The organism is Pseudomonas flexibilis (assembly GCF_000806415.1).
GTDB classification, from domain to species: domain Bacteria; phylum Pseudomonadota; class Gammaproteobacteria; order Pseudomonadales; family Pseudomonadaceae; genus Serpens; species Serpens flexibilis.
Window position 1 is genome coordinate 174,394 of sequence record NZ_JTAK01000003.1, and the last position, 20,320, is coordinate 194,713.

21 protein-coding genes and 1 other RNA gene are annotated in these 20,320 nt (G+C 65.6%); 4 read left to right on the forward strand and 18 right to left on the reverse strand.

Annotation, left to right across the window (positions count from 1 at the left end; translation table 11 throughout):
- Positions 1 to 12: 12 nt before the first annotated feature.
- The 12 genes from murG to rsmI all read right to left on the reverse strand — a co-directional run bounded on the left by murG (position 13) and on the right by rsmI (position 12,459).
- Positions 13 to 1,083, reverse strand: a complete 1,071-nt coding sequence (gene murG / locus PT85_RS08810; RefSeq protein WP_039560747.1) for an undecaprenyldiphospho-muramoylpentapeptide beta-N-acetylglucosaminyltransferase — start codon at positions 1,081 to 1,083, stop codon at positions 13 to 15.
- Positions 1,073 to 2,278, reverse strand: a complete 1,206-nt coding sequence (gene ftsW / locus PT85_RS08815; RefSeq protein ID WP_027590749.1) for a putative lipid II flippase FtsW — start codon at positions 2,276 to 2,278, stop codon at positions 1,073 to 1,075. The genes murG and ftsW overlap by 11 nt, the downstream gene beginning before the upstream one ends.
- Positions 2,275 to 3,624, reverse strand: coding sequence for a UDP-N-acetylmuramoyl-L-alanine--D-glutamate ligase (gene murD, locus PT85_RS08820; RefSeq protein WP_039606466.1), 1,350 nt, complete (start codon positions 3,622 to 3,624; stop codon positions 2,275 to 2,277). Before murD ends, ftsW begins: the two co-directional genes overlap by 4 nt.
- 13 nt (positions 3,625 to 3,637) lie before the next feature.
- Positions 3,638 to 4,720, reverse strand: a complete 1,083-nt coding sequence (gene mraY, locus PT85_RS08825; RefSeq protein ID WP_027590747.1) for a phospho-N-acetylmuramoyl-pentapeptide-transferase — start codon at positions 4,718 to 4,720, stop codon at positions 3,638 to 3,640.
- Positions 4,720 to 6,090: a UDP-N-acetylmuramoyl-tripeptide--D-alanyl-D-alanine ligase gene (locus tag PT85_RS08830; protein ID WP_039560752.1), complete on the reverse strand. Its 1,371-nt coding sequence runs from the start codon at positions 6,088 to 6,090 to the stop codon at positions 4,720 to 4,722. The genes mraY and PT85_RS08830 overlap by 1 nt, the downstream gene beginning before the upstream one ends.
- Positions 6,083 to 7,546 carry a UDP-N-acetylmuramoyl-L-alanyl-D-glutamate--2,6-diaminopimelate ligase gene (locus PT85_RS08835; RefSeq protein WP_039606467.1) on the reverse strand — a complete coding sequence of 488 codons (1,464 nt, stop codon included), beginning with the start codon at positions 7,544 to 7,546 and terminating at the stop codon, positions 6,083 to 6,085. Before PT85_RS08835 ends, PT85_RS08830 begins: the two co-directional genes overlap by 8 nt.
- Positions 7,546 to 9,270, reverse strand: coding sequence for a peptidoglycan D,D-transpeptidase FtsI family protein (locus tag PT85_RS08840; RefSeq protein ID WP_027590744.1), 1,725 nt, complete (start codon positions 9,268 to 9,270; stop codon positions 7,546 to 7,548). The genes PT85_RS08835 and PT85_RS08840 overlap by 1 nt, the downstream gene beginning before the upstream one ends.
- Positions 9,267 to 9,554 (reverse strand): cell division protein FtsL, encoded by a 288-nt coding sequence (gene ftsL / locus PT85_RS08845; RefSeq protein ID WP_027590743.1) that lies wholly within the window; start codon positions 9,552 to 9,554, stop codon positions 9,267 to 9,269. Before ftsL ends, PT85_RS08840 begins: the two co-directional genes overlap by 4 nt.
- Positions 9,551 to 10,492, reverse strand: a complete 942-nt coding sequence (gene rsmH, locus PT85_RS08850) for a 16S rRNA (cytosine(1402)-N(4))-methyltransferase RsmH (protein WP_175444373.1) — start codon at positions 10,490 to 10,492, stop codon at positions 9,551 to 9,553. Before rsmH ends, ftsL begins: the two co-directional genes overlap by 4 nt.
- A gap of 2 nt (positions 10,493 to 10,494) precedes the next feature.
- The gene (gene mraZ / locus PT85_RS08855) at positions 10,495 to 10,950 is read right to left on the reverse strand and encodes a division/cell wall cluster transcriptional repressor MraZ (RefSeq protein WP_027590741.1); all 456 of its coding nucleotides are present in this window, start codon (positions 10,948 to 10,950) and stop codon (positions 10,495 to 10,497) included.
- A 292-nt stretch (positions 10,951 to 11,242) separates the two neighbouring features.
- Positions 11,243 to 11,590, reverse strand: an RNA gene (gene rnpB, locus PT85_RS17490) — RNase P RNA component class A.
- A gap of 11 nt (positions 11,591 to 11,601) precedes the next feature.
- The gene (rsmI, locus tag PT85_RS08860; RefSeq protein ID WP_162172924.1) at positions 11,602 to 12,459 is read right to left on the reverse strand and encodes a 16S rRNA (cytidine(1402)-2'-O)-methyltransferase; all 858 of its coding nucleotides are present in this window, start codon (positions 12,457 to 12,459) and stop codon (positions 11,602 to 11,604) included.
- Positions 12,460 to 12,579: 120 nt separating this feature from the next.
- On the opposite strand from rsmI, the gene PT85_RS08865 reads away from it, so the two are divergent.
- The 4 genes from PT85_RS08865 to PT85_RS08880 are packed head-to-tail and all read left to right on the forward strand — an operon-like array spanning position 12,580 to position 15,912.
- Positions 12,580 to 14,391 (forward strand): penicillin-binding protein activator, encoded by a 1,812-nt coding sequence (locus PT85_RS08865; protein WP_027590739.1) that lies wholly within the window; start codon positions 12,580 to 12,582, stop codon positions 14,389 to 14,391.
- On the forward strand, positions 14,391 to 14,759 hold the full coding sequence (locus PT85_RS08870) for a YraN family protein (RefSeq protein WP_027590738.1): 369 nt from the start codon (positions 14,391 to 14,393) through the stop codon (positions 14,757 to 14,759). The genes PT85_RS08865 and PT85_RS08870 overlap by 1 nt, the downstream gene beginning before the upstream one ends.
- Before the next feature lie 29 nt (positions 14,760 to 14,788).
- Positions 14,789 to 15,382, forward strand: coding sequence for a phosphoheptose isomerase (locus PT85_RS08875; RefSeq protein WP_027590737.1), 594 nt, complete (start codon positions 14,789 to 14,791; stop codon positions 15,380 to 15,382).
- The gene (locus PT85_RS08880; protein WP_027590736.1) at positions 15,379 to 15,912 is read left to right on the forward strand and encodes a BON domain-containing protein; all 534 of its coding nucleotides are present in this window, start codon (positions 15,379 to 15,381) and stop codon (positions 15,910 to 15,912) included. The genes PT85_RS08875 and PT85_RS08880 overlap by 4 nt, the downstream gene beginning before the upstream one ends.
- Before the next feature lie 56 nt (positions 15,913 to 15,968).
- Here the strand turns inward: PT85_RS08880 and PT85_RS08885 are convergent, their stop codons facing one another.
- From PT85_RS08885 to rpsI, 6 genes are all read right to left on the reverse strand, one after another.
- Entirely contained in the window at positions 15,969 to 16,370 is a 402-nt protein-coding gene (locus PT85_RS08885; RefSeq protein WP_027590735.1) for a ClpXP protease specificity-enhancing factor, read from the reverse strand.
- 19 nt (positions 16,371 to 16,389) lie between these two features.
- Positions 16,390 to 17,004: a glutathione S-transferase N-terminal domain-containing protein gene (locus tag PT85_RS08890; RefSeq protein WP_027590734.1), complete on the reverse strand. Its 615-nt coding sequence runs from the start codon at positions 17,002 to 17,004 to the stop codon at positions 16,390 to 16,392.
- A gap of 88 nt (positions 17,005 to 17,092) precedes the next feature.
- Positions 17,093 to 17,872: a cytochrome c1 gene (locus tag PT85_RS08895; RefSeq protein ID WP_027590733.1), complete on the reverse strand. Its 780-nt coding sequence runs from the start codon at positions 17,870 to 17,872 to the stop codon at positions 17,093 to 17,095.
- Complete coding sequence (locus PT85_RS08900) at positions 17,872 to 19,083, reverse strand: cytochrome b (protein ID WP_027590732.1); 1,212 nt, start codon at positions 19,081 to 19,083, stop codon at positions 17,872 to 17,874. Before PT85_RS08900 ends, PT85_RS08895 begins: the two co-directional genes overlap by 1 nt.
- Positions 19,083 to 19,676, reverse strand: a complete 594-nt coding sequence (gene petA, locus PT85_RS08905) for a ubiquinol-cytochrome c reductase iron-sulfur subunit (RefSeq protein ID WP_027590731.1) — start codon at positions 19,674 to 19,676, stop codon at positions 19,083 to 19,085. Before petA ends, PT85_RS08900 begins: the two co-directional genes overlap by 1 nt.
- A gap of 247 nt (positions 19,677 to 19,923) precedes the next feature.
- Positions 19,924 to 20,316, reverse strand: coding sequence for a 30S ribosomal protein S9 (gene rpsI / locus PT85_RS08910; protein WP_027590730.1), 393 nt, complete (start codon positions 20,314 to 20,316; stop codon positions 19,924 to 19,926).
- Positions 20,317 to 20,320 lie beyond the last annotated feature (4 nt).

A 20,320-nucleotide genomic window follows, 5' to 3' on the forward strand; every position in this document is an offset into this window, starting at 1 on the left:
GCAGCGGGCGACTTAGCCACGGGCCACCTCCAGGCAGATATCCACCACGTCACGGGTGGCATTCGGCTTGGCCAACGTCCGGGCGGCGGAGCCCATGGCCTCGAGTCGTTGCGGTTGCATCAGTACCTCGTTTAGCTGCGCGGCCAGCCCGGCCGCATCAGTAGTGGCTTGCGGCAGCAGGACGGCGGCGCCCTCGCGTGCCAGGAATTCGGCGTTGCGGCTCTGGTGGTCGTCGATGGCGTGCGGCAACGGCACCAGGAAGGACGGCAGCCCGGCGGCGGCCAGCTCGCTGACGGTCAGCGCACCAGCACGGCAGATCACCAGGTCGGCCCACGCATAGGCACCGGCCATGTCTTCGATGAAGGGCACCACATGGGCCTTCACCCCGGCCTCGTCATAGCGGGCCTTGGTGATGTCGGCATGGGCGGTACCGGTCTGGTGCACCACGGCCGGGCGCTCCGCATCCAGCAGGTGGGACAGCGCCGCCGGCACCAGCTTGTTCAGCGGCTCGGCGCCCAAGCTGCCGCCCAGCACCAGCAGGTTGGCCTGGCGGCCGAGCAGCGCGGCCCGCGCCGGCACCGCGAACACCTCGCTGCGCACCGGATTGCCGGTGGTGCGACGCTGCGCACCGGCCGGGAAGGTATTCGGAAAGGCTTCGCAGATGCGTTTCGCAAAGCGCGCCAGCAGGCGATTGGCGGTACCGGCCACCGCGTTCTGCTCGTGGATGATCAGCGGCACGCCGGCCAGACGCGCGGCGAGCCCGCCCGGGCCGGTGACATAGCCACCCATGCCCAGCACGCACACCGGCTTGAGCTCGCGCACGATCCGGCGCGCCTGCAGCAGGGCGCCGAAGATCTCGAACGGTGCCTTGAGCAGGGCCTTCAGACCCTTGCCACGCAGGCCGCCGACCTGAATCAGGTGCAGCGGCAGACCGGCCTCCGGCACCAGGCGGTTCTCGATACCGCGCGGGGTGCCCAGCCAGTGCACGCGGTAACCGCGCGCCTGGAATTCGCGCGCGCAGGCCAGCGCCGGGAACACGTGGCCCCCGGTGCCGCCAGCCATGATCAGGACATTACCGGGCATGTATCACTTCCTCCTCGGCAAGATCCTTCTCGCTGAATTCCGTCGCCCCGCCCAGCAACTGCCGGCGTTCCCAGTCGATGCGCAGCAGCATCGCCAGGCTGACGCAGCAGATCATCAGCGAGCTGCCGCCGTAGCTGAGGAACGGCAGGGTCAGGCCCTTGGTCGGCAGCAGGCCGACGTTCACGCCGATGTTGATGAGAATCTGACCGATCCACAGGAGGGCCAGGCCGTAGGCCACATAGGCGGCAAAATGCTGCTTGGCCTGTTCGGCCCACAGGCCGATGTACAGGGCACGCAAACAGACGAACACCAGCAGCGCCAGGGTGGCCAGCGCGCCGATCATGCCCAGTTCCTCGGCGAGGATGGCGAACACGAAATCGGTGTGTGCTTCGGGCAGGTAGAACTGTTTCTGGATGCTGTTGCCCAGGCCGACCCCGAACCATTCGCCACGCCCGAAGGCGATCAGCGCCTGGGTCAGCTGGTAGCCGGCACCGAACTGATCGGACCAGGGATCGGTGAAGGTGGTCAGGCGCGCCACCCGGTACGGCTGGGTCTTGACCAGCAGCCAGACCACACCGATGGCCAGACCGGCGGACAGGCCGAAGCGCACCAGGCCCACACCACCGAGGAACAGCATGCCGGCCGCCGCACCCAGCAACACCACGGTGGCGCCGAAGTCAGGCTCGAGCAGTAGCAGCACGGCCATGGGGATCAGCACGGCGATCGGCTTGAGGAACCCGCGCCAGCTTTCGCGTACTTCTTCCTGGCGGCGCACCAGATAACCGGCCAGGTAGACCACCACGAACACCTTGGCCAGTTCGGAGGCCTGCAGGTTCAGCGGCCCCAGGTGAATCCAGCGGATCGAACCATTGATCTCGCGACCCACCAGCAGCACCAGCAGGAGCAGGACGAAGGCCGCCGCCAGCAGCAGCCAGCCCAGCCGTTTCCAGGTGGCCACCGGCACCATGAGCACCACCGCTCCGGCGACCAGCCCGATGAGCAGGAAGCTGCCCTGGCGAATGCCGTAGTGCAGCGGTCCGCTCAACTGGGCGGCGGCCACTTCCGAGGACGCCGAGGTGACCATCACCAGCCCGAGCCCGAGCAGCACCAGGCAGCCCAGCAGCAACGGGACGTCCAGATCGACTCCCCGAGGGCTGAGCAGCGGTGACGGCGACGGGCGCAGGAAGGTCATCATGCCGGCAGCGCCTCCACGGCGGCGGCGAACAGACGACCGCGCTCCTCGAAGTTCTTGAACATGTCCAGGCTGGCGCAGGCCGGCGACAGCAGCACCGCGTCGCCCGGCTCGGACAGCTCGGCACAACGCTGCACGGCCTCGTCCAGGCTGGCGACGCGCACCTGTGGCACGGCGTCTCCCAGGGCCTCGGCAATCAGCCCGGCGTCACGACCGAGCAGCACCACGGCGCGGCAGTGCCGGGCCACCGGATCGCGCAGCGAGGAGAAATCCGCACCCTTGCCGTCGCCACCGGCGATCAGCACCAGTTGGCCGCGGATATCCGCGCCCAGGCCTTCGATGGCCGCCAGGGCAGCACCCACGTTGGTGGCCTTGGAATCGTCGTAGTAATTCACCTCGCGGCGCTCGCGCACCCACTGGCAGCGGTGCGGCAGGCCGGCAAAGGTTCTCAGGGTCTCCAGCATCGGCGCGAAGGGCAGGCCGACGGCATGCCCCAACGCGAGCGCCGCCAGGGCGTTGGCCTGGTTGTGGGCGCCACGGATCTTCAGTTCGCGGGCCGGCATCAGCGGCTCGAACTGGAAGGCCAGCCACTTCTCGCCCTGTTCCTCGATCAGGCCGAAGCCGCGGAAGTCCGGCTTGCCGAGCCCGAAGGTCCAGCACGGCAGCTGGTCGGCCACCAACGGCCGGGACAACGCATCGTCGCGGTTGACCACTACCTGGCGGGCGCCGCGGAAGATGCGGTGCTTGGCCAGGTGATAGGCCTGCAGGCCGGCGTAGCGGTCCATGTGGTCTTCGCTGACGTTCAGGCAGGTGGCCACCTCGGCATTCAGCCAGTCGGTGGTTTCCAGCTGGAAGCTGGACAGCTCGATCACGTACAGCTCGACATCATCGGCCAGCAGGTCGAGCGCCGGCGTGCCGAGGTTGCCACCCACCGCCACCTTCCGGCCGGCCGCCGCCGCCATCTCCCCCACCAGGGTGGTGACGGTGCTCTTGGCGTTGGAGCCAGTGATGGCGACGATCGGCGCCTTCGCCTCGCGGGCGAACAGCTCAATGTCGCCGGAAAGCTTCACGCCGCGCGCGGCGGCCTGTTGCAATGCCGGCGTGGCCAGCGCCAGGCCGGGGCTGACCAGCAGCTCGCTTGCACGGCAGAGAAAGTCGACGTCCAGCGCGCCGCAGCGCACCTCCACCTGCGGGAAGTCGCGGCGCAGGGTTGCCAGCTCGGGCGGATTGGCGCGGGTGTCGGCCACCGCAAACGGCAATCCCCGGCGCGCCAGATGGCGCACCAGGGACATGCCGCTCTTGCCGAGGCCGACAACGATGCGGAATTGGTCGGAAGCGATCAGGCTCATGACATACGGCGCCTCAACGCAGCTTCAGACTGGAAAGACCGATCAGCACCAGGACCACCGTGATGATCCAGAAGCGCACGATCACCCGGGGCTCGGGCCAGCCTTTGAGTTCGAAATGGTGGTGGATCGGCGCCATGCGGAACACGCGCTTGCCGGTCAACTTGAAGCTGGCGACCTGGATCATCACCGACAGGGTTTCCATGACGAACACGCCGCCCATGATGAACAGCACGACTTCCTGGCGGACGATCACCGCGATGGTGCCCAGCGCGGCGCCGAGGGCCAGGGCACCCACGTCGCCCATGAACACCTGGGCCGGGTAGGTGTTGAACCACAGGAAACCCAGGCCGGCGCCGATCAGCGCGCTGCAGAAGACGATCAGCTCGCCCGCGCCCGGCACGTAGGGGATCAGCAGGTACTGGGCGAAATTGGCGTTGCCGGACAGGTAGCAGAAGATGCCCAGGGCACCGCCGACCAGCACGGTCGGCATGATGGCCAGGCCGTCCAGGCCGTCGGTGAGGTTCACCGCGTTGCTGGAGCCGACGATCACGAAATAGGTCAGCACGACGAACCCGATGCCCAGCGGCAGCACGGCATCCTTGAAGAACGGCAGGATGAAGGTGGTCTCGATCGGGTTCTCGGCGGTCAGGTAGAGAAACAGCGCCGCGCCCAGGCCGAACACCGACTGCCAGAAGTACTTCCAGCGGCTCGGCAGGCCGCGGGAGTTCTTCTCGATCACCTTGCGGTAGTCGTCCACCCAGCCAATGGCACCGAACAGCAGGGTCACGGCCAGCACCACCCAGACATAACGGTTGGACAGGTCAGCCCACAGCAAGGTGCTGATGGTGATCGCGGAGAGAATCAGCGCGCCGCCCATGGTCGGGGTGCCCTTCTTGGACAGGTGCGACTGCGGGCCGTCGGTACGCACGGCCTGGCCGATCTGGCGCAGTTGCAGGGTGCGAATCATCCAGGGCCCGAGCCACAGGGCCAGCACCAGCGCGGTGAGCACCCCGAGCATGCCGCGCAGGGTCAGGTACTGGAAGACGGCAAAACCTTTGTGAAACTGTTGCAGGTACTCTGCCAGGAGCAGAAGCATCAAGGATTCTCCTCGGGTTCGCACAACGCGGCGACGACCTTGTCCATTGCCGCACTTCTCGAACCCTTGATCAAAAGCGTGGTTTCGCCCCGAGCCTCCTGGCGCAGAGCGTCGATCAGACCTTGCTGGTCGGCAAAATGTTTCGCACCTTCACCAAAAGCCGCCACGGCATGTGCCATCAACGGTCCCACGGCATACAGCCCATCCACCTTGCCGACAGCGTACGCACCCACCTGACGATGTCCTTCCTCGGCCCACTCACCCAGCTCCCCCATGTCACCCAGCACCAGCAGCCGGCGACCGGAGAACCCGGCGAGAATATCGACCGCGGCACACATCGACAGAGGATTGGCGTTGTAGCTGTCGTCGATGACCCTCAAGCCGCCGGGGGCCAGTTGCGCCACGGCGCGCCCCTTGACCGGCCGCAGTTGCTCTAGGCCCGAACGGATATGTTCAAGGGAAATACCCAGCGCATGGGCCGCAGCCGCAGCCGCCAACGCGTTCGCCACGTTGTGTCTGCCCAGCAGATTGAGTTGCACCGACGTGCAGCCTGACGGGGTATGCAAATGGAAGGCCATGCAGCCGCGCGCGTCGCGATGCAGATCGGTGGCGCGGATATCGGCCTGTTCCGATTCGAGGGAAAAGGCCAGTACACGGCGGGCGCCAGCCCTCTGGCGCCAGATCGGATAGGCCGCATCGTCCAGGTTGAGCACCGCCACACCGTCCGCCGCCAGGCCGTCAAGAATTTCGCCCTTGGCTTCGACGATCTTTTCCGGACCACCGAATTCACCGACATGGGCGTTGCCGGCATTGCTGATGATGGCCACGTGCGGCCGGGTCAGGCCGACCGTATAGGCAATTTCACCCACATGGTTGGCGCCGAGCTCGATCACTGCCGCGACATGCTCCGGCGCCAGCTCCAGCAGGGTCAGCGGCACGCCCAGGTCATTATTCAGGTTGCCCCGGGTGGCCAGCACCGGGCCGTGAAGGCCGGCACGCAGGATGCTGGCGAGCAGCTCCTTGATGGTGGTCTTGCCGCTGGAGCCGGTCACCGCTGCCAGCGGCGCCTTGAACGCATCGCGATTGAGCGCACCCAGTCGCCCCAGCGCCAGGCGGGTATCGGCCACCACCAGTTGCGGCAGATCCACCTCGGGAACCCGCCGCGAGACCAAGGCCGCCACCGCGCCCTTGGCCGCCACATCGGCAAGATAGTCATGGCCGTCGAAGCGCGGTCCGACCAGGGCGATGAACAGCTGGCCGGGCTGGATGGCGCGGCTATCGGTAGACACCGCGCCGAATGAGGCATCGCCGTTTTCCAGGCGCCCCTGCAAGGGCTCGACCAGCTGACTGAGGCGCAGGACTTCAAGCATGAGCGGCCTCCCAGCGCGCCAGGGCGGCGGTCGCCTCGTCAAGATCGGAGAAGGGATGGCGCACGCCGGCAATCTCCTGGTAGTCCTCGTGACCCTTGCCGGCCAGCAGCAGCACGTCATCGGCAGCGGCTTCGCCGATCAGCTGGGCGATCGCCTCGCCACGCCCCGGCACGAAGCGCACCGCCTCGGGATGGACGAAGCCGCCACGGATCTCGTCGAGAATGGCCAACGGCTCCTCGCTGCGCGGGTTGTCGTCGGTGACCAGCACGCCATCGGCGAGCCGCTCGGCGACAGCGGCCATCAGCGGGCGCTTGCCGCGATCCCGGTCGCCACCGCAGCCGAACAGGCAGAACAGGCGACCCTTGACATGCGGACGCAGGGCTTCGAGGACCTTCTCCAGGGCATCCGGCGTGTGCGCGTAGTCCACGACGACCAGCGGCTTGTCGCCACCGCCCAGACGTTGCATGCGCCCGACCGGACCACGCAGGCGGGGCAACAGGCGCAGGATACTGTCCAGCGAATATTCCATGGCCAGCAGCGTGCCGATGACCGCCAGCAGGTTGCTGAGATTGAAACGACCCAGCAGCGCGCTACGTAGCAGGCCTTTGCCCTGCGGCGTGATCAGCTCCGCGCTGACGCCTTCGTCGTCGAAACGAATGTTGCGGCAGTGCACCGCGGCGCCGACATCTTCCAGGCTGTAACCCAGCAGCCGGGCGCCAGGACGCGCAGCCAGCTCACGACCGAACGCATCGTCGAGATTGATCACCCGGCAGGCCAGCCCGGACCACTCGAACAGGCGCGCCTTGGCGGCACCGTAGGCTTCCATGCTGCCGTGGTAATCCAGATGGTCGCGGGACAGGTTGGTGAACACTGCAATATCGAAGGCCAGCGCAGCCACGCGACCCTGCTGCAGCCCGTGGGACGACACCTCCATCGCCACCGCCTTGGCGCCTGCCCTGTGCAGACGGGCCAGCGTGGCCTGCACGGCCAGCGGGTCGGGGGTCGTGTGCCGGCCGCTTTCCAGGGCGTCATGGAAGCCGGTACCCAGGGTGCCGATGATGCCGCAGCGCTGGCCGAGCAGGTCCAGGGCCTGGGCCAGCAGCTGACTGACACTGGTCTTGCCGTTGGTGCCGGTCACACCAATCAGGTTGAGGCTGCGGCTAGGCTCGCCATAAAACCGCCCGGCAATGGCCGACAACTGCCCGGCGAGCCCGCGCACCGGCAGCAGCTCTGCGCCCGCCCCAGCTGACAGCGGCGGCGCGCCTTCAGCTTCATAAGCCACGGCGGCCGCACCATGGGCCAGGGCATCGGCGATGTGCGCGCGCCCGTCCTGGCTGGTGCCAGGCACGGCGAGAAACAGATCGCCGGGGCGAACCTTGCGGCTGTCCAGGGTCAGTTCACGGATCAGCGTCCCCGATTGGGCCTGGGGAAGCAGTTGGTTGAGCGGCATGGGCATCAGATACGCCCTCCTTTGCCGGCGCTGGTGCCGGCGGTACGCTCCACCGTCGGCAGGTTGTCAGGGGTAATGTTCATCAGACGCAGAGCGCCGGCCATGACGCGGCCAAACACCGGTGCCGAGACCAGTCCGCCGTAGTAGCCGCCCTTGCTGGGCTCGTCGAGTACCACCACGGCGGCGATGCGCGGGTTGCTGAGCGGAGCCAGGCCGGCGAAGAACGAGCGGTAGGCATCGTCCGTGTAGCCGCCACTGCTGGAAACCTTCTTGGCCGTGCCGCTTTTGCCGCCCACCTGGTAGCCGGGCACCTGGGCGCGGGTGCCGCCGCCGCCCGGCTCTTCAACCACAGCGCGCAGCATGTGCAGCACCTCGCGGGCAATCGCCGGATCCATGACCTGATGGCCGCCCTCGGGCCGCCCGCGCCGCATCAGCGACAGCGGCACGCTGCGCCCTTCGTTGCCCAGCGCGGCATAGGCATGGGCCAGCTGCACGGCCGTGACCGACAGGCCATAGCCATAGGCCAGGGTGGCGGTTTCCGCCTCGTTCCAGATGCGGTGGTTGGGCAGTACGCCGGCGCGCTCGCCAGGGAAGCCCAGGCCGGTGATCTCGCCGAAACCGGCGGAACGCATCATGGCGTGGACCGGCCCGGCGCCGATATCCAGGGCGATCTTGCTGATGCCAATGTTGCTGGACTTCTTGAGGATGCCGGTGAGGTCGAGCTTGCCGCCGCGCGACACGTCGCGGATGGTGTAGCGGCCCAGACGCATCCAGCCGGGCGTGGTGTCAACCACGGAGTCCGGCTGCCAGCGACCGGTGCCCAGCGCTGCCGCGATGGTGAACGGCTTGACGGTGGAGCCCGGCTCGAAGGCATCGATCATGGCGCGGTTGCGCATCGCCGCCGGATCGAGCTGCTTGCGGTTGTTGGGGTTGTAGGTCGGCTGGTTGACCATGGCGAGGATTTCGCCGCTCTTCACGTCCACCATGACCAGGCTGCCGGCACGGGCACCGAACTCATGCAGGGCGTTGCGCAATTCCCGATGCGCCAGGTACTGCAGGCGCATGTCGATGGACAGCTCGATGTTGCCACCCGGCTTGGCGTTGCGCACGACATCGCCGTCGCGCACCACACGACCGCGACGGTCCTTGATGACCTGACGCTGCCCCGGGACCCCGGCCAGCCACTCGTTGAAGGCCAGCTCGATGCCTTCGCGCCCCACGTCGTCCACATCGGTGAAGCCCACCACATGAGTGGCCACCTCGCCCGCCGGATAGAAACGGCGGAACTCTTCCATGTGGTAGACACCCGGAATCTTCAGCGCCATCACCGCCTCGCCCTGCTCCGGGGTCAGGCCTCGCGCCAGGTAGAGAAAGTCGCGATCGGCCGATTTCTCGAGACGTTCCGCCAGCCGTTGCGGGCTCTGGCCGAGCGCCTGGGCCAGCTGCGACCAGCGCTCCGGCACTTCCTTGAGTTCCCGCCCGTTGCCCCACAGGGTGGAGACCGGGGTGCTGACCGCCAGCGGCTCACCATGCCGATCGGTGATTACGCCGCGGTGCGCCGGGATGGGTATATGCCGCACGCTGCGGGCGTCCCCCTGATGCTGGAGGAAGTCCTGCTCGAACACATGCAGGTCGATGATGCGCCACGCGACTGCGGCCACCATCAGCGCGAACAGCGCCAGGACCAGGCCGAAACGCCCGACGAGGTGTTTGCCGAATAGCCCGATCATGGCCGCACCAGTTGGACGTCGGCGGGCTCGGGAATGCGCATGCCGAGCCGCTCGGTGGCCAGAGTCTCGATACGGTTATGGGCCGTCCAGGTGCTTTGCTCCAGCACCAGCCGGCCCCACTCCGCCAGCACACGGTCACGCTCGTTGAGCTCCCCGTACAGCAGGTTGACCCGTTGCCGATGGTGGTGCGCCGACCAGGTGACCGCCAGGGCGGACAGCACGATGGCCGCGAACAGCGCCGGCAGCAGCAGGCTGCCTCGGGGAAGCCGCCGATGGGCATTCACCGCAACTTCTCCGCCACACGCATCACCGCGCTGCGTGAGCGCGGATTGGCACGGACTTCGGCCTCGGAGGCATATTGTGGCTTGCCGAGCAGCTTCAGACGCGGCTCGAAGGCCTTGGGAATAATCGGCAGATCGCGAGGCAGCGTATCGGCCTCGCCCTTGGCCTGGCGCCGCATGAACTGTTTGACGATGCGATCTTCGAGGGAGTGGAAGCTGATCACCACCAGACGTCCGCCCACCTCAAGCACGTCGAGGGCTGCCTCGAGCCCCTGCTCCAGATCGCCCAGCTCGTTGTTGATATGGATGCGCAGCCCCTGGAACGCCCGCGTGGCCGGGTTCTTGCCCTTCTCCCAGGCCGGGTTGGCCTCGGTGATCACCGCGGCCAGGTCGGCCGTGCGGGTAAAGGGCTTCTCGGCGCGCCGCTGGACGATGGCCTTTGCCATGCGCCGGGCGAAACGCTCCTCGCCGTAATCTTTGAAGACCCGGGCAATTTCCTCTTCATCAGCCGAAGCGATCCAGTCGGCGGCGCTCTGTCCCAGCCCCGGATTCATGCGCATGTCCAGCGGACCATCATTGAGGAAGCTGAAGCCGCGCTCGGGATCGTCCAGTTGCGGGGACGACACACCGAGGTCCAGCAGTACGCCGGCGATGCGCCCCTGTAGGCCCTGCTCGGTCACGGCCTGGCCGAGCTCGGCGAAGCTGCGTTGCACGATGGTGAAGCGCGGGTCTTCAGCCATCAGCGCCTGCCCGGTGGCGATGGCCAGGGGATCCTTGTCGAAGCCGAGCAGGTGCCCCCGCTCGTTCAGCTGTTCGAGAATAAGGCGACTGTGACCGCCGCGTCCGAAGGTGCCGTCCAGATAGCAGCCGTCCGGACGCACGCCCAGCGCGTCGACGGCTTCCTCCAGCAATACGGTGATGTGGCGAAAGGTGCTGGTCATAGTCACAGAGTCAGATCGAGCAATTCAGCCGGCATACCGCCGGGCTTCTTGACGGCTTCACGGTCGGCCTGCTCCATGGCGTTCCAGGCTTGTTCATCCCACAGCTGAAACTTGTTCAGCTGGCCTACCAGCATGACGTGCTTGTCCAGGCCAACGTACTCGCGCAGCCGCGGCGGTATCAGCAGGCGCCCGCTGCCATCCAGCTCCAGGTCAACGGCGTTGCCGATCAGCAGACGCTTCAGGCGGCGGGTTTCCTCGTGCAGCGAAGGCAGAGCGCACAGCGTGGTCTCGATCCGCTCCCATTCGGGCAGGGGGTAGATGCACAGGCAGGGATCCAACGCGTCGACAGTCACCACCAACTGGCCACCACAGCGCGAAGAGAGCTCGTCACGATGCCGACTCGGCATTGCGAGGCGCCCCTTGGCATCCAGGCTGACTGCGTTGGCTCCGCGAAACACGTCGACGCTTCCCCACTCTGATTAGCTGGTCATGCCTGCACTACCCACTTCCTGCCACTTTGCACCACTTGAACACACTATAGGAACGCGCCTTGCCCAGCGTCAAGGTTGCCCAAAGGCAGAAAACCCTTGCAGGCCAGGAATTTAGCGACGAGTGGAAATATTTGAGACGAAGCGCAAAAGGCGCCCGCCGCACGATAGCGATGGCGTTTATGTGGATAGGGCAGGAACTTGAAGCATTGCCTTAACTGCGCGACGCAGGATATCCGCCAGGGTGCGGATGGAAATAAAAAGAGAGAGTCAGCCTGTAAGCCGGGTTCTGTCGAGGACAGTCATTCATCTACGATGGCCATCACTGACCACCTCTAGCAACCTACCCGGATCCAGCGCGGGCCACGCCAATGGATCCCTATTTGGTCTTGCTCCGAGTGGGGTTTGCCTAGCCACGGACTGTTACCAGCCGTGCGGTGCGCTCTTACCGCACCTTTTCACCCTTACCGGCGCTTGCGCGCTTAGGCGGTAGTTTTCTGTGGCACTTTCCGTAGGCTCGCGCCTCCCAGGCGTTACCTGGCACTCTGCCCTGCGGAGCCCGGACTTTCCTCCCCCTTCTTGCGAAGGCGGCGACTGCCCGGCCGACTCTCGGCGCGAAGGTTACTTGGATTGCCGCTCCAGCGCCACCTGGTAGAGGAGATTCTTGCGCGCCCCGGTGATCTCCGCCGCCAACGCCGCCGCACGCTTGACTGGCAGCTCGGCCAGCAGCAGATCCAGCACCCGCAGGGCTTCGGCAGAGACCGCCTCGTCCCCCTCGGGTGCCTGCCAGCCAGCCACCAGCAGGACGCACTCACCACGCTGCTGATTGGCATCGGCGCGCACCCATTCACACAGCTCGCCCGCCGGCAGCCCCTTGAGCGTCTCGAACGTCTTGGTCAGTTCGCGGGCCAGCACGACCTGCCGCTCGGCGCCCAGCGTGTCGCGCAGTGCTTCCAGACTTTCCAGCAGACGATGCGGCGCCTCATAAAAGATGAGCGTGCGCGGCTCCTCGCGCAGCGCCTCCAGGCGCGCCCGCCGACCGGCGGCCTTGGCAGGAAGGAAGCCCTCGAAGATGAAGCGGTCGGATGGCAACCCGGCCGCGGACAGGGCCGTGATCAGCGCACTGGGTCCGGGCACCGGCACCACGCGAACCCCTGCCGCGCGCGCCTGGCGCACCAGATGGAAGCCCGGATCCGAGATCAGCGGTGTTCCGGCGTCCGAGATCAACGCCACGTCATCCCCGGCCAGCAGGCGACTCAGGAAACGCCCCCCCTGCTCGCGCTCGTTGTGTTCATGGCAGGCCTGCAGTGGCGTCGTGATCCCGAAGTGCTGCAACAGGCGCTGGGAATGACGCGTATCCTCGGCGGCGATCAGGGCCACATCGCCCAGGACGCGCAGCGCCCGCGCGCTGATGTCGTCGAGATTGCCAATGGGCGTGGCTACCACATACAGCACGCCAGCGGACGTCGGGTCGGCCACGGAACACCTCCAGCCTGAAAAAACACACAGTGTACTCGGTTTGCCAATTCCACATCGCGAACCCCGCAAGCCTTGAGTACAATCCAGGGTCCCTTTTGCCAGCGCATCGGAAACCGACCCATGATCTCTCGCCTGCGTCTGCTCTCGGTCTTGTGCCTGCTCGGCCTGCTGGCCGCCTGCTCCGGTACGCCAAAGCCGCCTGCCGGCGACCTGCCCAAGACGCCGCAAGCCAGTGTCGACCAACTGCTGCTCAAGGCTGCGCAAAGCTCGCCCAAGGAAGCCGCCCAACTGCGCCTGGCCGCCGCGGACAAATCCTATGCCTTGGGCAATCCCCTACGCGCCGCCCATATCATTCAGCAGGTGCCGCTCGATCAGCTGGGGCGTACCGAGCAGGCGCTGGCCAGCATTCTCAATGCCGAACTCTCGCTCTATCGCCAGCGCCCCCAGGCGGCCTGGCAGTTCCTCCAGCATCCGAGCCTTGAGCAGATCGGCCGCTTGCCGAACGACCTGCAGATTCGCGCCCACATGGCCAGGGCGCGCGCGCTGGAGGAGGACAACCAACTGCTGGACGCCACCCGCGAGCGGGTTTTCGCCGCCCCCCTGCTCACGGGCCAGCCCGCCGAGGAAAACCACGAGGCGATCTGGTCCCTGGTGGCGCGCCTCAACGGCACGCAGCTGACCACCCCCAGCGAGGGCGATCTGGCCGGCTGGCTGACCCTGGGCATTGCCGTGCGAGACGCGCTGACGGTGGAAATGCAGCAGGCCGGCATCGACCGCTGGCTGAGCGCCAACCCGCAGCACCCCGCCGCGCTGAACCTGCCCGAGCCGCTGCGCAAGCTCAAGGAGCTGCCCGCCGAACCGCTGCGCAAGATTGCCCTGCTGCTGCCCATGCAGGGCCAACTGGCGAATGTGTCACGCGCCCTGCGCGACGGCTTCATGTCCGCCTATTACCACGCCCAGCAGACCGGCCAGAACCCGCCCGAGGTGATTCTGTTCGACTCCACCGAGATCGTCTCGCTGGACAACTTCTACACCCTGGCGAAGGCGCAAGGCATCCAGCTGGTGGTCGGCCCCCTGGAGAAGAACCTGGTCAAGGACCTGGGCCAACTGCCGCAGCTGCCGATCATGACCCTGGCGCTCAACTACGACGACAGCAACGAATCCGGTCCCGCCCAGCTCTTCCAGTTCGGCCTGGCCGCCGAAGACGAGGCGCTGTCCGCCGCCCGGCGCGCCTGGCAGGACGGCATGCGTCGCGCCGTGGCACTGGTGCCGCGCGGCGAGTGGGGCGATCGCGTACTGGCGGCCTTCAACCGCGGCTGGCAACAACAGGGCGGCACACTGCTGGCCGCCAAGCGCATCGACCAACCGGTGCAACTGGCCCAGCAGATCGCCGACCTGTTCCAGTTGCGGCAAAGTGAGGCACGCGCCCAACGCCTGAAGGAAGTGCTGGGCGTCGAGTTTGCGGCGGAACCGGCGCGACGCGCCGACGTCGACTTCATCTTCCTGGCGGCGACACCGCTGCAGGCCCAGCAGATTCGCCCGACCCTGACCTTCCAGTACGCTGGCGACGTGCCCGTGTATGCGACTTCCCATCTGTATACCGGCAGCCGCGACGGCACCCAGCTGCAAGACCTGAACGGCATCCGCTTCAGCGAAACCCCCTGGCTCCTCGACGAGCACAATCCGCTGCGCGAGCAGGTCGCTCGCCAATGGCCGCAGGCCAGCGGCAGCCTCGGCCGGCTCTACGCCATGGGTATCGACGCCTATCTGCTGGCGCCGCGCCTTTCGCAGCTCAAGGCACTGCCGGAGACCCGCATTCACGGCCAGACCGGCACACTCAGCCTGACCGAGCAGCAGCGCATCGAGCGCGAACTCCCCTGGGCCCAGATCCAGAATGGCCGGATCCGCCGCCTGCCGGATTACGTCTACTGATGCAGGGCGGCACCGCTGGACAGCGCGGCCGCGAGGCCGAGGCGCTGGCCTGCCGCTACCTGCTCCAGCAGGGGCTGCGCCTGCTCAGCCAGAACTGGCGGTGCCGGCGCGGCGAGCTCGATCTGGTCATGCTCGACGGCGATACAGTAGTATTCGTCGAAGTCCGCTACCGCCGACACCGCGCATGGGGTGGCGCGATTGAAAGCATCGACTGGCGCAAGCGCCAACGGCTTGTCATCGCCGCACAACTGTTCCTGCAGCGCGAACAGCGCTGGGCGAACAACCCTTGCCGTTTCGACGTGGTCGCCCTGGGCCACGATCAAGCGACCCAACCCCCGGACTGGATCCGCAACGCGTTCGACTCCTGATAAAGCCGCCATTCAAAGGTCAACACTCGATGGACATGCAATCCCGTATCCGCCAGCACTTCCAGGCCAGCATCGAAACCAAGCAGCGTGCCATGGAAGTGCTGATCCCCTACATCGAGCAGGCCAGTCAGGCGATGGTCCGGGCCCTGCTCAACGAGGGCAAGATCCTCTCCTGCGGCAACGGCGGTTCGGCTGGCGATGCCCAGCACTTCTCCTCGGAACTGCTCAACCGCTTCGAGCGTGAGCGCCCGAGCCTCCCCGCCGTGGCGCTGACCACCGACAGCTCGACCATCACGTCGATTGCCAACGACTACAGTTACAACGAAGTCTTCTCCAAGCAGATCCGCGCCCTCGGACAGCCGGGCGACGTGCTGCTGGCCATCTCCACCAGCGGCAATTCGGCCAACGTGATCCAGGCCATCCAGGCCGCCCATGATCGGGAGATGACCGTGGTCGCCCTGACCGGCCGCGACGGGGGTGGCATGGCCTCGCTGCTGCTGCCCGAAGACGTGGAGATTCGCGTGCCCGCCAAGGTCACCGCCCGTATCCAGGAGGTCCACCTGCTGGTGATCCACTGCCTGTGCGACCAGATCGACACCCAACTGTTCGGGAGTGAAGAATGACGCGCAATCCGCTGATCCTCGTTTTCCTGACCCTGGCGCTGGTACTGACCGGGTGCGGCAACCGCAGTATCGGCAACAAGATTGACGATCAATTCCTCGAACCCAAGGTTCTCTCGCGTATCCAGGACGCCAACCCGGACCTGGCGGCGCCTACTTCGCGCGTGGTGGTGACCGCCTACAACGGCGTGATCCTGCTCGCTGGTCAGACCCCGCGCGCGGAGTTGCGCGACCAGGCCGAGCAGGCCGCCCGCCTGGTGGTGGGTGTCAAGAAGGTGCACAACGAGCTGCAGATCCAGCAGCCGGCGTCGGCGTTGGCACGCAGCAACGACTCGCTGCTGACCACGCGTATCAAGAGCAGCATGCTGGTAACCAGCGGCGTACCCAGCAGCCACATCAAGGTGGTCACCGAAAATGGCATCGTCTACCTGATGGGCATTGTCACTCGCGCCCAGGCCAACCAGGCAACCGCCGTTGCCCAGAACGTCTCGGGCGTCCAGCGCATCGTCAGGCTATTCCAGTACACCGACTGAACGTACTGACAACAAGGGCGCCTCTGGCGCCCTTGTGCATTTCCATTGGACAGCGGTCACTTGACCACTTTCAGGCTGGGCCGACCACCCGGGCGCGGCGTTTCCGGCGGTGGCAGATCATCCTCATCTTCCGCTGCCTCTACGTCGGGAGCCTCCAGCTCGAACACCATGCCTTGTCCGTTCTCGCGGGCATAGATGGCGAGCACCGAGGCAATCGGTAGGTAGATGCCATGGGCGACACCACCGAAGCGGCTCTCGAAACTGATGCCCTCGTTGTCCATGTGCAGCTGGCGCACCGCACCGGGCGACACATTGAGCACAATCTGCCCATCCTGGGCATAGCCGGCAGGCACACGAACCTGAGGATATTCGGCGTCCACCAGCAGGTGCGGCGTGCAATCGTTGTCCACGATCCACTCGTAGAGGGCACGCAGCAGGTAGGGGCGACTGGATTTCATGCGACGGCTCCTGTCTGGGTCAGCGCATCTCGCGCTCTTGGTTGGAAAGACTGGCCTGGAACGCCGGGCGCGCAAAGGCCCGCTCCATATAGTCAAGCAGGGGCTTGGCGGTGCGCGGCAGCTCCACGCCCAGCAGCGGCAGACGCCACAGCACTGGCAGCAGGCAGCAGTCCGCCAGGGTTGGCTCGTCGCTCAGGAAGAACGGCTTGCCGGCGAACACCGGAGCGATGCTTGTCAGGCTGTCGTGCAACGCCTGGCGTGCCTGCTCCCTAGCCTCGTCGCTTCGTGACGGGTCGAGAATCGCATCGACCTTGGCACACCAGTCGCGCTGGATACGGTGCATCAGCAGGCGGACATTGGCGCGCGCCAGCGGATAGCTGGGCAACAGCGCGGGGTGAGGATAGCGCTCCTCAAGATACTCGAGCAGGACGCCCGGCTCGAACAGCGCCAGATCGCGGTCCACCAGTGCCGGCACCTCTCCGTAGGGATTGGCCTCCAGCAGCTCGGCAGGACATTGGCCAGCAGGAACGTCAATGATGTGAGCGGTAACGCTCTTCTCAGCCAGCACCAGGCGAACCCGGTGGCTGTAATGATTGGCGGGATCGGAAAAGCAGGCCAGACGATTGGCGGCCATGGCGTCCCTCCTGAAAACGGAAGTCGATAAACGGAAAAAAGCGCGCGCGCCATGGGGCGCGCGCGCTTTCGGTCAGATCAGCGAGTGATCAGTGGACGTCCTTCCAGTACTCACGCTTGAGCAGGTAGGCCACCACGAAGAAGAACGCCAGGAACAGCAGCACGTAGGTGCCGATGCGCTGGCTCTCCAGCTTGACCGGGTTGGCCGAGTAGGCCAGGAAGGTCACCAGGTTCTTGACGGTCTCGTCGAACTCGGCCTCGGTCTGCTTGGCAGTGCCCGGGACGATGGTCAGCTGATCGCACGCCTCTTCGGTGACCGGGGTGCCGGTCAGCGGATCGAAGACCTTCTTGCCATTCTCGACCACTTGCACCTGCTTGCAGCCAATCACCTGGCGACCCTGCAGGTCGGACAGCACGTTGGGCATGCCCACGTTCGGGAAGACCACGTTGTTGGCACCCAGCGGACGCTTCGGATCTTCGTAGAAAGTGCGCAGGTAGGTATACAGCCAATCGGTGCCGCGTACGCGCGCCACGAGGGTCAGGTCCGGCGGTGCGGCACCGAACCAGACCTTGGCGTCGGACGGCTGCATGCCGATCTTCATGTGGTCGCCGATCTTGGCATCGGAGAAGACGATGTTTTCCATCATGACTTCTTCCGGAATGCCCAGGTCGTTGGCCACCCGCTCATAGCGCTGGAACTTGGCGCCATGGCAGCCCATGCAGTAGTTGGCGAAGGTTTTCAGACCATCCTGCAGCGCCGCCTTGTCGGTCAGGTCGATATCCACCTTGTCCAGCGGAACCTCCGGCCCTGCCGCCATGGCGGTCAGCGGCAGAACGGAAAACATCAGTGCAGCGAAGAGCTTTTTCATCAGCCAGTCACCCTTTCCGGAACGGGTTTGGTCTTCTCCATGCGCGTGTAGAACGGCATCAGGAGGAAGTAGGCGAAATACAGCACGGTGCAGATCCGCGCCAGCAGGGTGCGGCCGTCGGTCGGCGCCAGTACACCCAGCACGCCCAGGATCACGAAGCTGATGCAGAACACCACCAGCCAGATCTTGCTCAGCCAGCCCTTGTAACGCATGGACTTGACCGGGCTGCGGTCCAGCCACGGCAGCACGAACAGCACGGCGATGGCGGCGCCCATGGCGACCACGCCCAGCAGCTTGTCCGGCACGGCGCGCAGGATGGCGTAGAAGGGGGTGAAGTACCAGACCGGAGCGATGTGCGCAGGCGTCTTCAGCGGGTTGGCTTCTTCGAAGTTGGGCTTCTCCAGGAAGTAGCCGCCCATTTCTGGGAAGAAGAACACCACGGCGCAGAACACGAACAGGAAGACCACCACGCCGACGATGTCCTTGACGGTGTAGTAGGGGTGGAACGGGATGCCGTCCAGCGGAACGCCATTCTCGTCCTTGGTCTTCTTGATGTCGACGCCATCCGGGTTGTTGGAGCCCACTTCGTGCAGCGCGAGGATGTGCAGCACAACCAGGCCCAGCAGGACGATCGGCAGCGCGATCACGTGCAGTGCGAAGAAGCGGTTCAGGGTGATGCCGGAGATCAGGTAGTCACCACGGATCCACTCGGTCAGGTCGGCACCGATCACCGGGATGGCACCGAACAGCGAGATGATCACCTGGGCGCCCCAGTAGGACATCTGGCCCCAGGGCAGCAGGTAGCCCATGAAGGCTTCGGCCATCAGCGCCAGGTAGATCAGCATGCCGAAGATCCACACCAGCTCACGCGGCTTCTGGTAGGAACCGTAAAGCAGGCCGCGGAACATGTGCAGGTACACCACCACGAAGAACGCGGAAGCGCCGGTGGAGTGCAGGTAGCGCAGGATCCAGCCGTACTCCACGTCGCGCATGATGTACTCGACGGATGCGAAGGCCTCTTCGGCGCTGGGGGTGAAGCTCATGGTCAGCCAGATGCCGGTCAGCAGTTGGTTTACCAGGACCAGCAGCGCCAGGGAGCCGAAGAAGTAGAAGAAGTTGAAGTTCTTCGGGGCGTAGTACTTGGACAGATGGTCTTCCCACATCTTGGTCGCGGGGAAGCGGGCATCGACCCATTCCATGAATTTGCTCATCAGGCGTTCTCCTGGTCCACACCGATGACGATGACGTCATCCGACTCATACGAATGCGGCGGCACCGGCAGGTTCAAGGGAGCGGGCTGCGCCTTGTAGACGCGACCGGCCAGGTCATACTTGGAACCGTGGCACGGGCAGAAATAGCCGCCCATCCAGTCGGCGCCCAGGTCGGCCGGAGCCACTTCGGGACGGAAGGAGGGTGCGCAACCCAGGTGAGTGCACAGACCGACCACCACCAGAATTTCCGGCTTGATGGCGCGGTGCTTCGGATCCACATAAGCCGGCTGCTCGGAAGCCTGCGAAGCCGGGTCGGCCACGGTGCCTTCCAGACCAGTCAGGTTCTTCAGCGTTTCTTCGGTGCGACGCAGGATGAATACGGGCTGGCCACGCCATTCGGCGACCATCTGCTGGCCCGGTTCGATCTTGCTGATATTCACCTTCACCGGTGCACCTGCGGCCTTGGCCTTGGCGCTCGGGAACCACGATCCCACGAACGGGACCGCTGCCCCCACCGCTCCAGCCGCACCCACCACGGAGGTGGCTGCGACCAGGAAGCGACGCCGGCCAGCATTCACGCCGTCATTGCTCATTCAGTCGTCTCCCATCAGCTTTGCGACCCGGTTGAGCCCGGGTCTTGAAGTAAATTTTCAAGGACGAGCCCGAAAAATTTGCTGAATGTTAAAGAAAAGCCCCCCTGCTGGCAAGGTAACAGCCTGGGCAAAACCCTTGAGCCACGCGGCTTCCCGGGCTGTGGCACGTTGTCGCACGAGTGTTTTTGCCGCATAAAAAAACGCCCGGTCCATAAGGACCGGGCGTCTTCTGAAGCGGTAACCGAAGTTAGCGCTTGGAGTACTGCGGACGCTTGCGCGCCTTGCGCAGACCGACCTTCTTACGCTCGACTTCGCGGGCGTCGCGAGTCACGTAACCGGCCTTGCGCAGCGAGCTGCGCAGGGTTTCGTCGTAGGAGATCAGCGCACGGGTGATACCGTGGCGAATGGCGCCAGCCTGGCCACTCACGCCGCCACCCAGAACGGTGACGTACACGTCGAACTTCTCGGTGTTTTCGGTCAGCTCCAGCGGCTGGCGAACCACCATGCGAGCGGTTTCACGACCGAAGAAGTTTTCCAGGGTGCGGTTGTTGATGGTGATCTTGCCAGTACCCGGACGCAGGAAGACGCGAGCGGTAGCAGTCTTGCGACGGCCAGTGCCGTAATTTTGAGTCGCCGACATAATG

Excerpts from the sequence above, each read along its gene's own strand:
- murG (WP_039560747.1), bottom strand. The coding sequence starts at position 1,083 with ATGCCCGGTAATGTCCTGATCATGGCTGGCGGCACCGGGGGCCACGTG.
- ftsW (WP_027590749.1), bottom strand. The coding sequence starts at position 2,278 with ATGATGACCTTCCTGCGCCCGTCGCCGTCACCGCTGCTCAGCCCTCGG.
- murD (WP_039606466.1), bottom strand. The coding sequence starts at position 3,624 with ATGAGCCTGATCGCTTCCGACCAATTCCGCATCGTTGTCGGCCTCGGC.
- mraY (WP_027590747.1), bottom strand. The coding sequence starts at position 4,720 with ATGCTTCTGCTCCTGGCAGAGTACCTGCAACAGTTTCACAAAGGTTTT.
- PT85_RS08830 (WP_039560752.1), bottom strand. The coding sequence starts at position 6,090 with ATGCTTGAAGTCCTGCGCCTCAGTCAGCTGGTCGAGCCCTTGCAGGGG.
- PT85_RS08835 (WP_039606467.1), bottom strand. The coding sequence starts at position 7,546 with ATGCCCATGCCGCTCAACCAACTGCTTCCCCAGGCCCAATCGGGGACG.
- PT85_RS08840 (WP_027590744.1), bottom strand. The coding sequence starts at position 9,270 with ATGATCGGGCTATTCGGCAAACACCTCGTCGGGCGTTTCGGCCTGGTC.
- rsmH (WP_175444373.1), bottom strand. The coding sequence starts at position 10,492 with ATGACCAGCACCTTTCGCCACATCACCGTATTGCTGGAGGAAGCCGTC.
- PT85_RS08865 (WP_027590739.1), top strand. The coding sequence starts at position 12,580 with ATGATCTCTCGCCTGCGTCTGCTCTCGGTCTTGTGCCTGCTCGGCCTG.
- PT85_RS08870 (WP_027590738.1), top strand. The coding sequence starts at position 14,391 with ATGCAGGGCGGCACCGCTGGACAGCGCGGCCGCGAGGCCGAGGCGCTG.
- PT85_RS08875 (WP_027590737.1), top strand. The coding sequence starts at position 14,789 with ATGGACATGCAATCCCGTATCCGCCAGCACTTCCAGGCCAGCATCGAA.
- PT85_RS08880 (WP_027590736.1), top strand. The coding sequence starts at position 15,379 with ATGACGCGCAATCCGCTGATCCTCGTTTTCCTGACCCTGGCGCTGGTA.
- PT85_RS08885 (WP_027590735.1), bottom strand. The coding sequence starts at position 16,370 with ATGAAATCCAGTCGCCCCTACCTGCTGCGTGCCCTCTACGAGTGGATC.
- PT85_RS08890 (WP_027590734.1), bottom strand. The coding sequence starts at position 17,004 with ATGGCCGCCAATCGTCTGGCCTGCTTTTCCGATCCCGCCAATCATTAC.
- PT85_RS08895 (WP_027590733.1), bottom strand. The coding sequence starts at position 17,872 with ATGAAAAAGCTCTTCGCTGCACTGATGTTTTCCGTTCTGCCGCTGACC.
- PT85_RS08900 (WP_027590732.1), bottom strand. The coding sequence starts at position 19,083 with ATGAGCAAATTCATGGAATGGGTCGATGCCCGCTTCCCCGCGACCAAG.
- petA (WP_027590731.1), bottom strand. The coding sequence starts at position 19,676 with ATGAGCAATGACGGCGTGAATGCTGGCCGGCGTCGCTTCCTGGTCGCA.
- rpsI (WP_027590730.1), bottom strand. The coding sequence starts at position 20,316 with ATGTCGGCGACTCAAAATTACGGCACTGGCCGTCGCAAGACTGCTACC.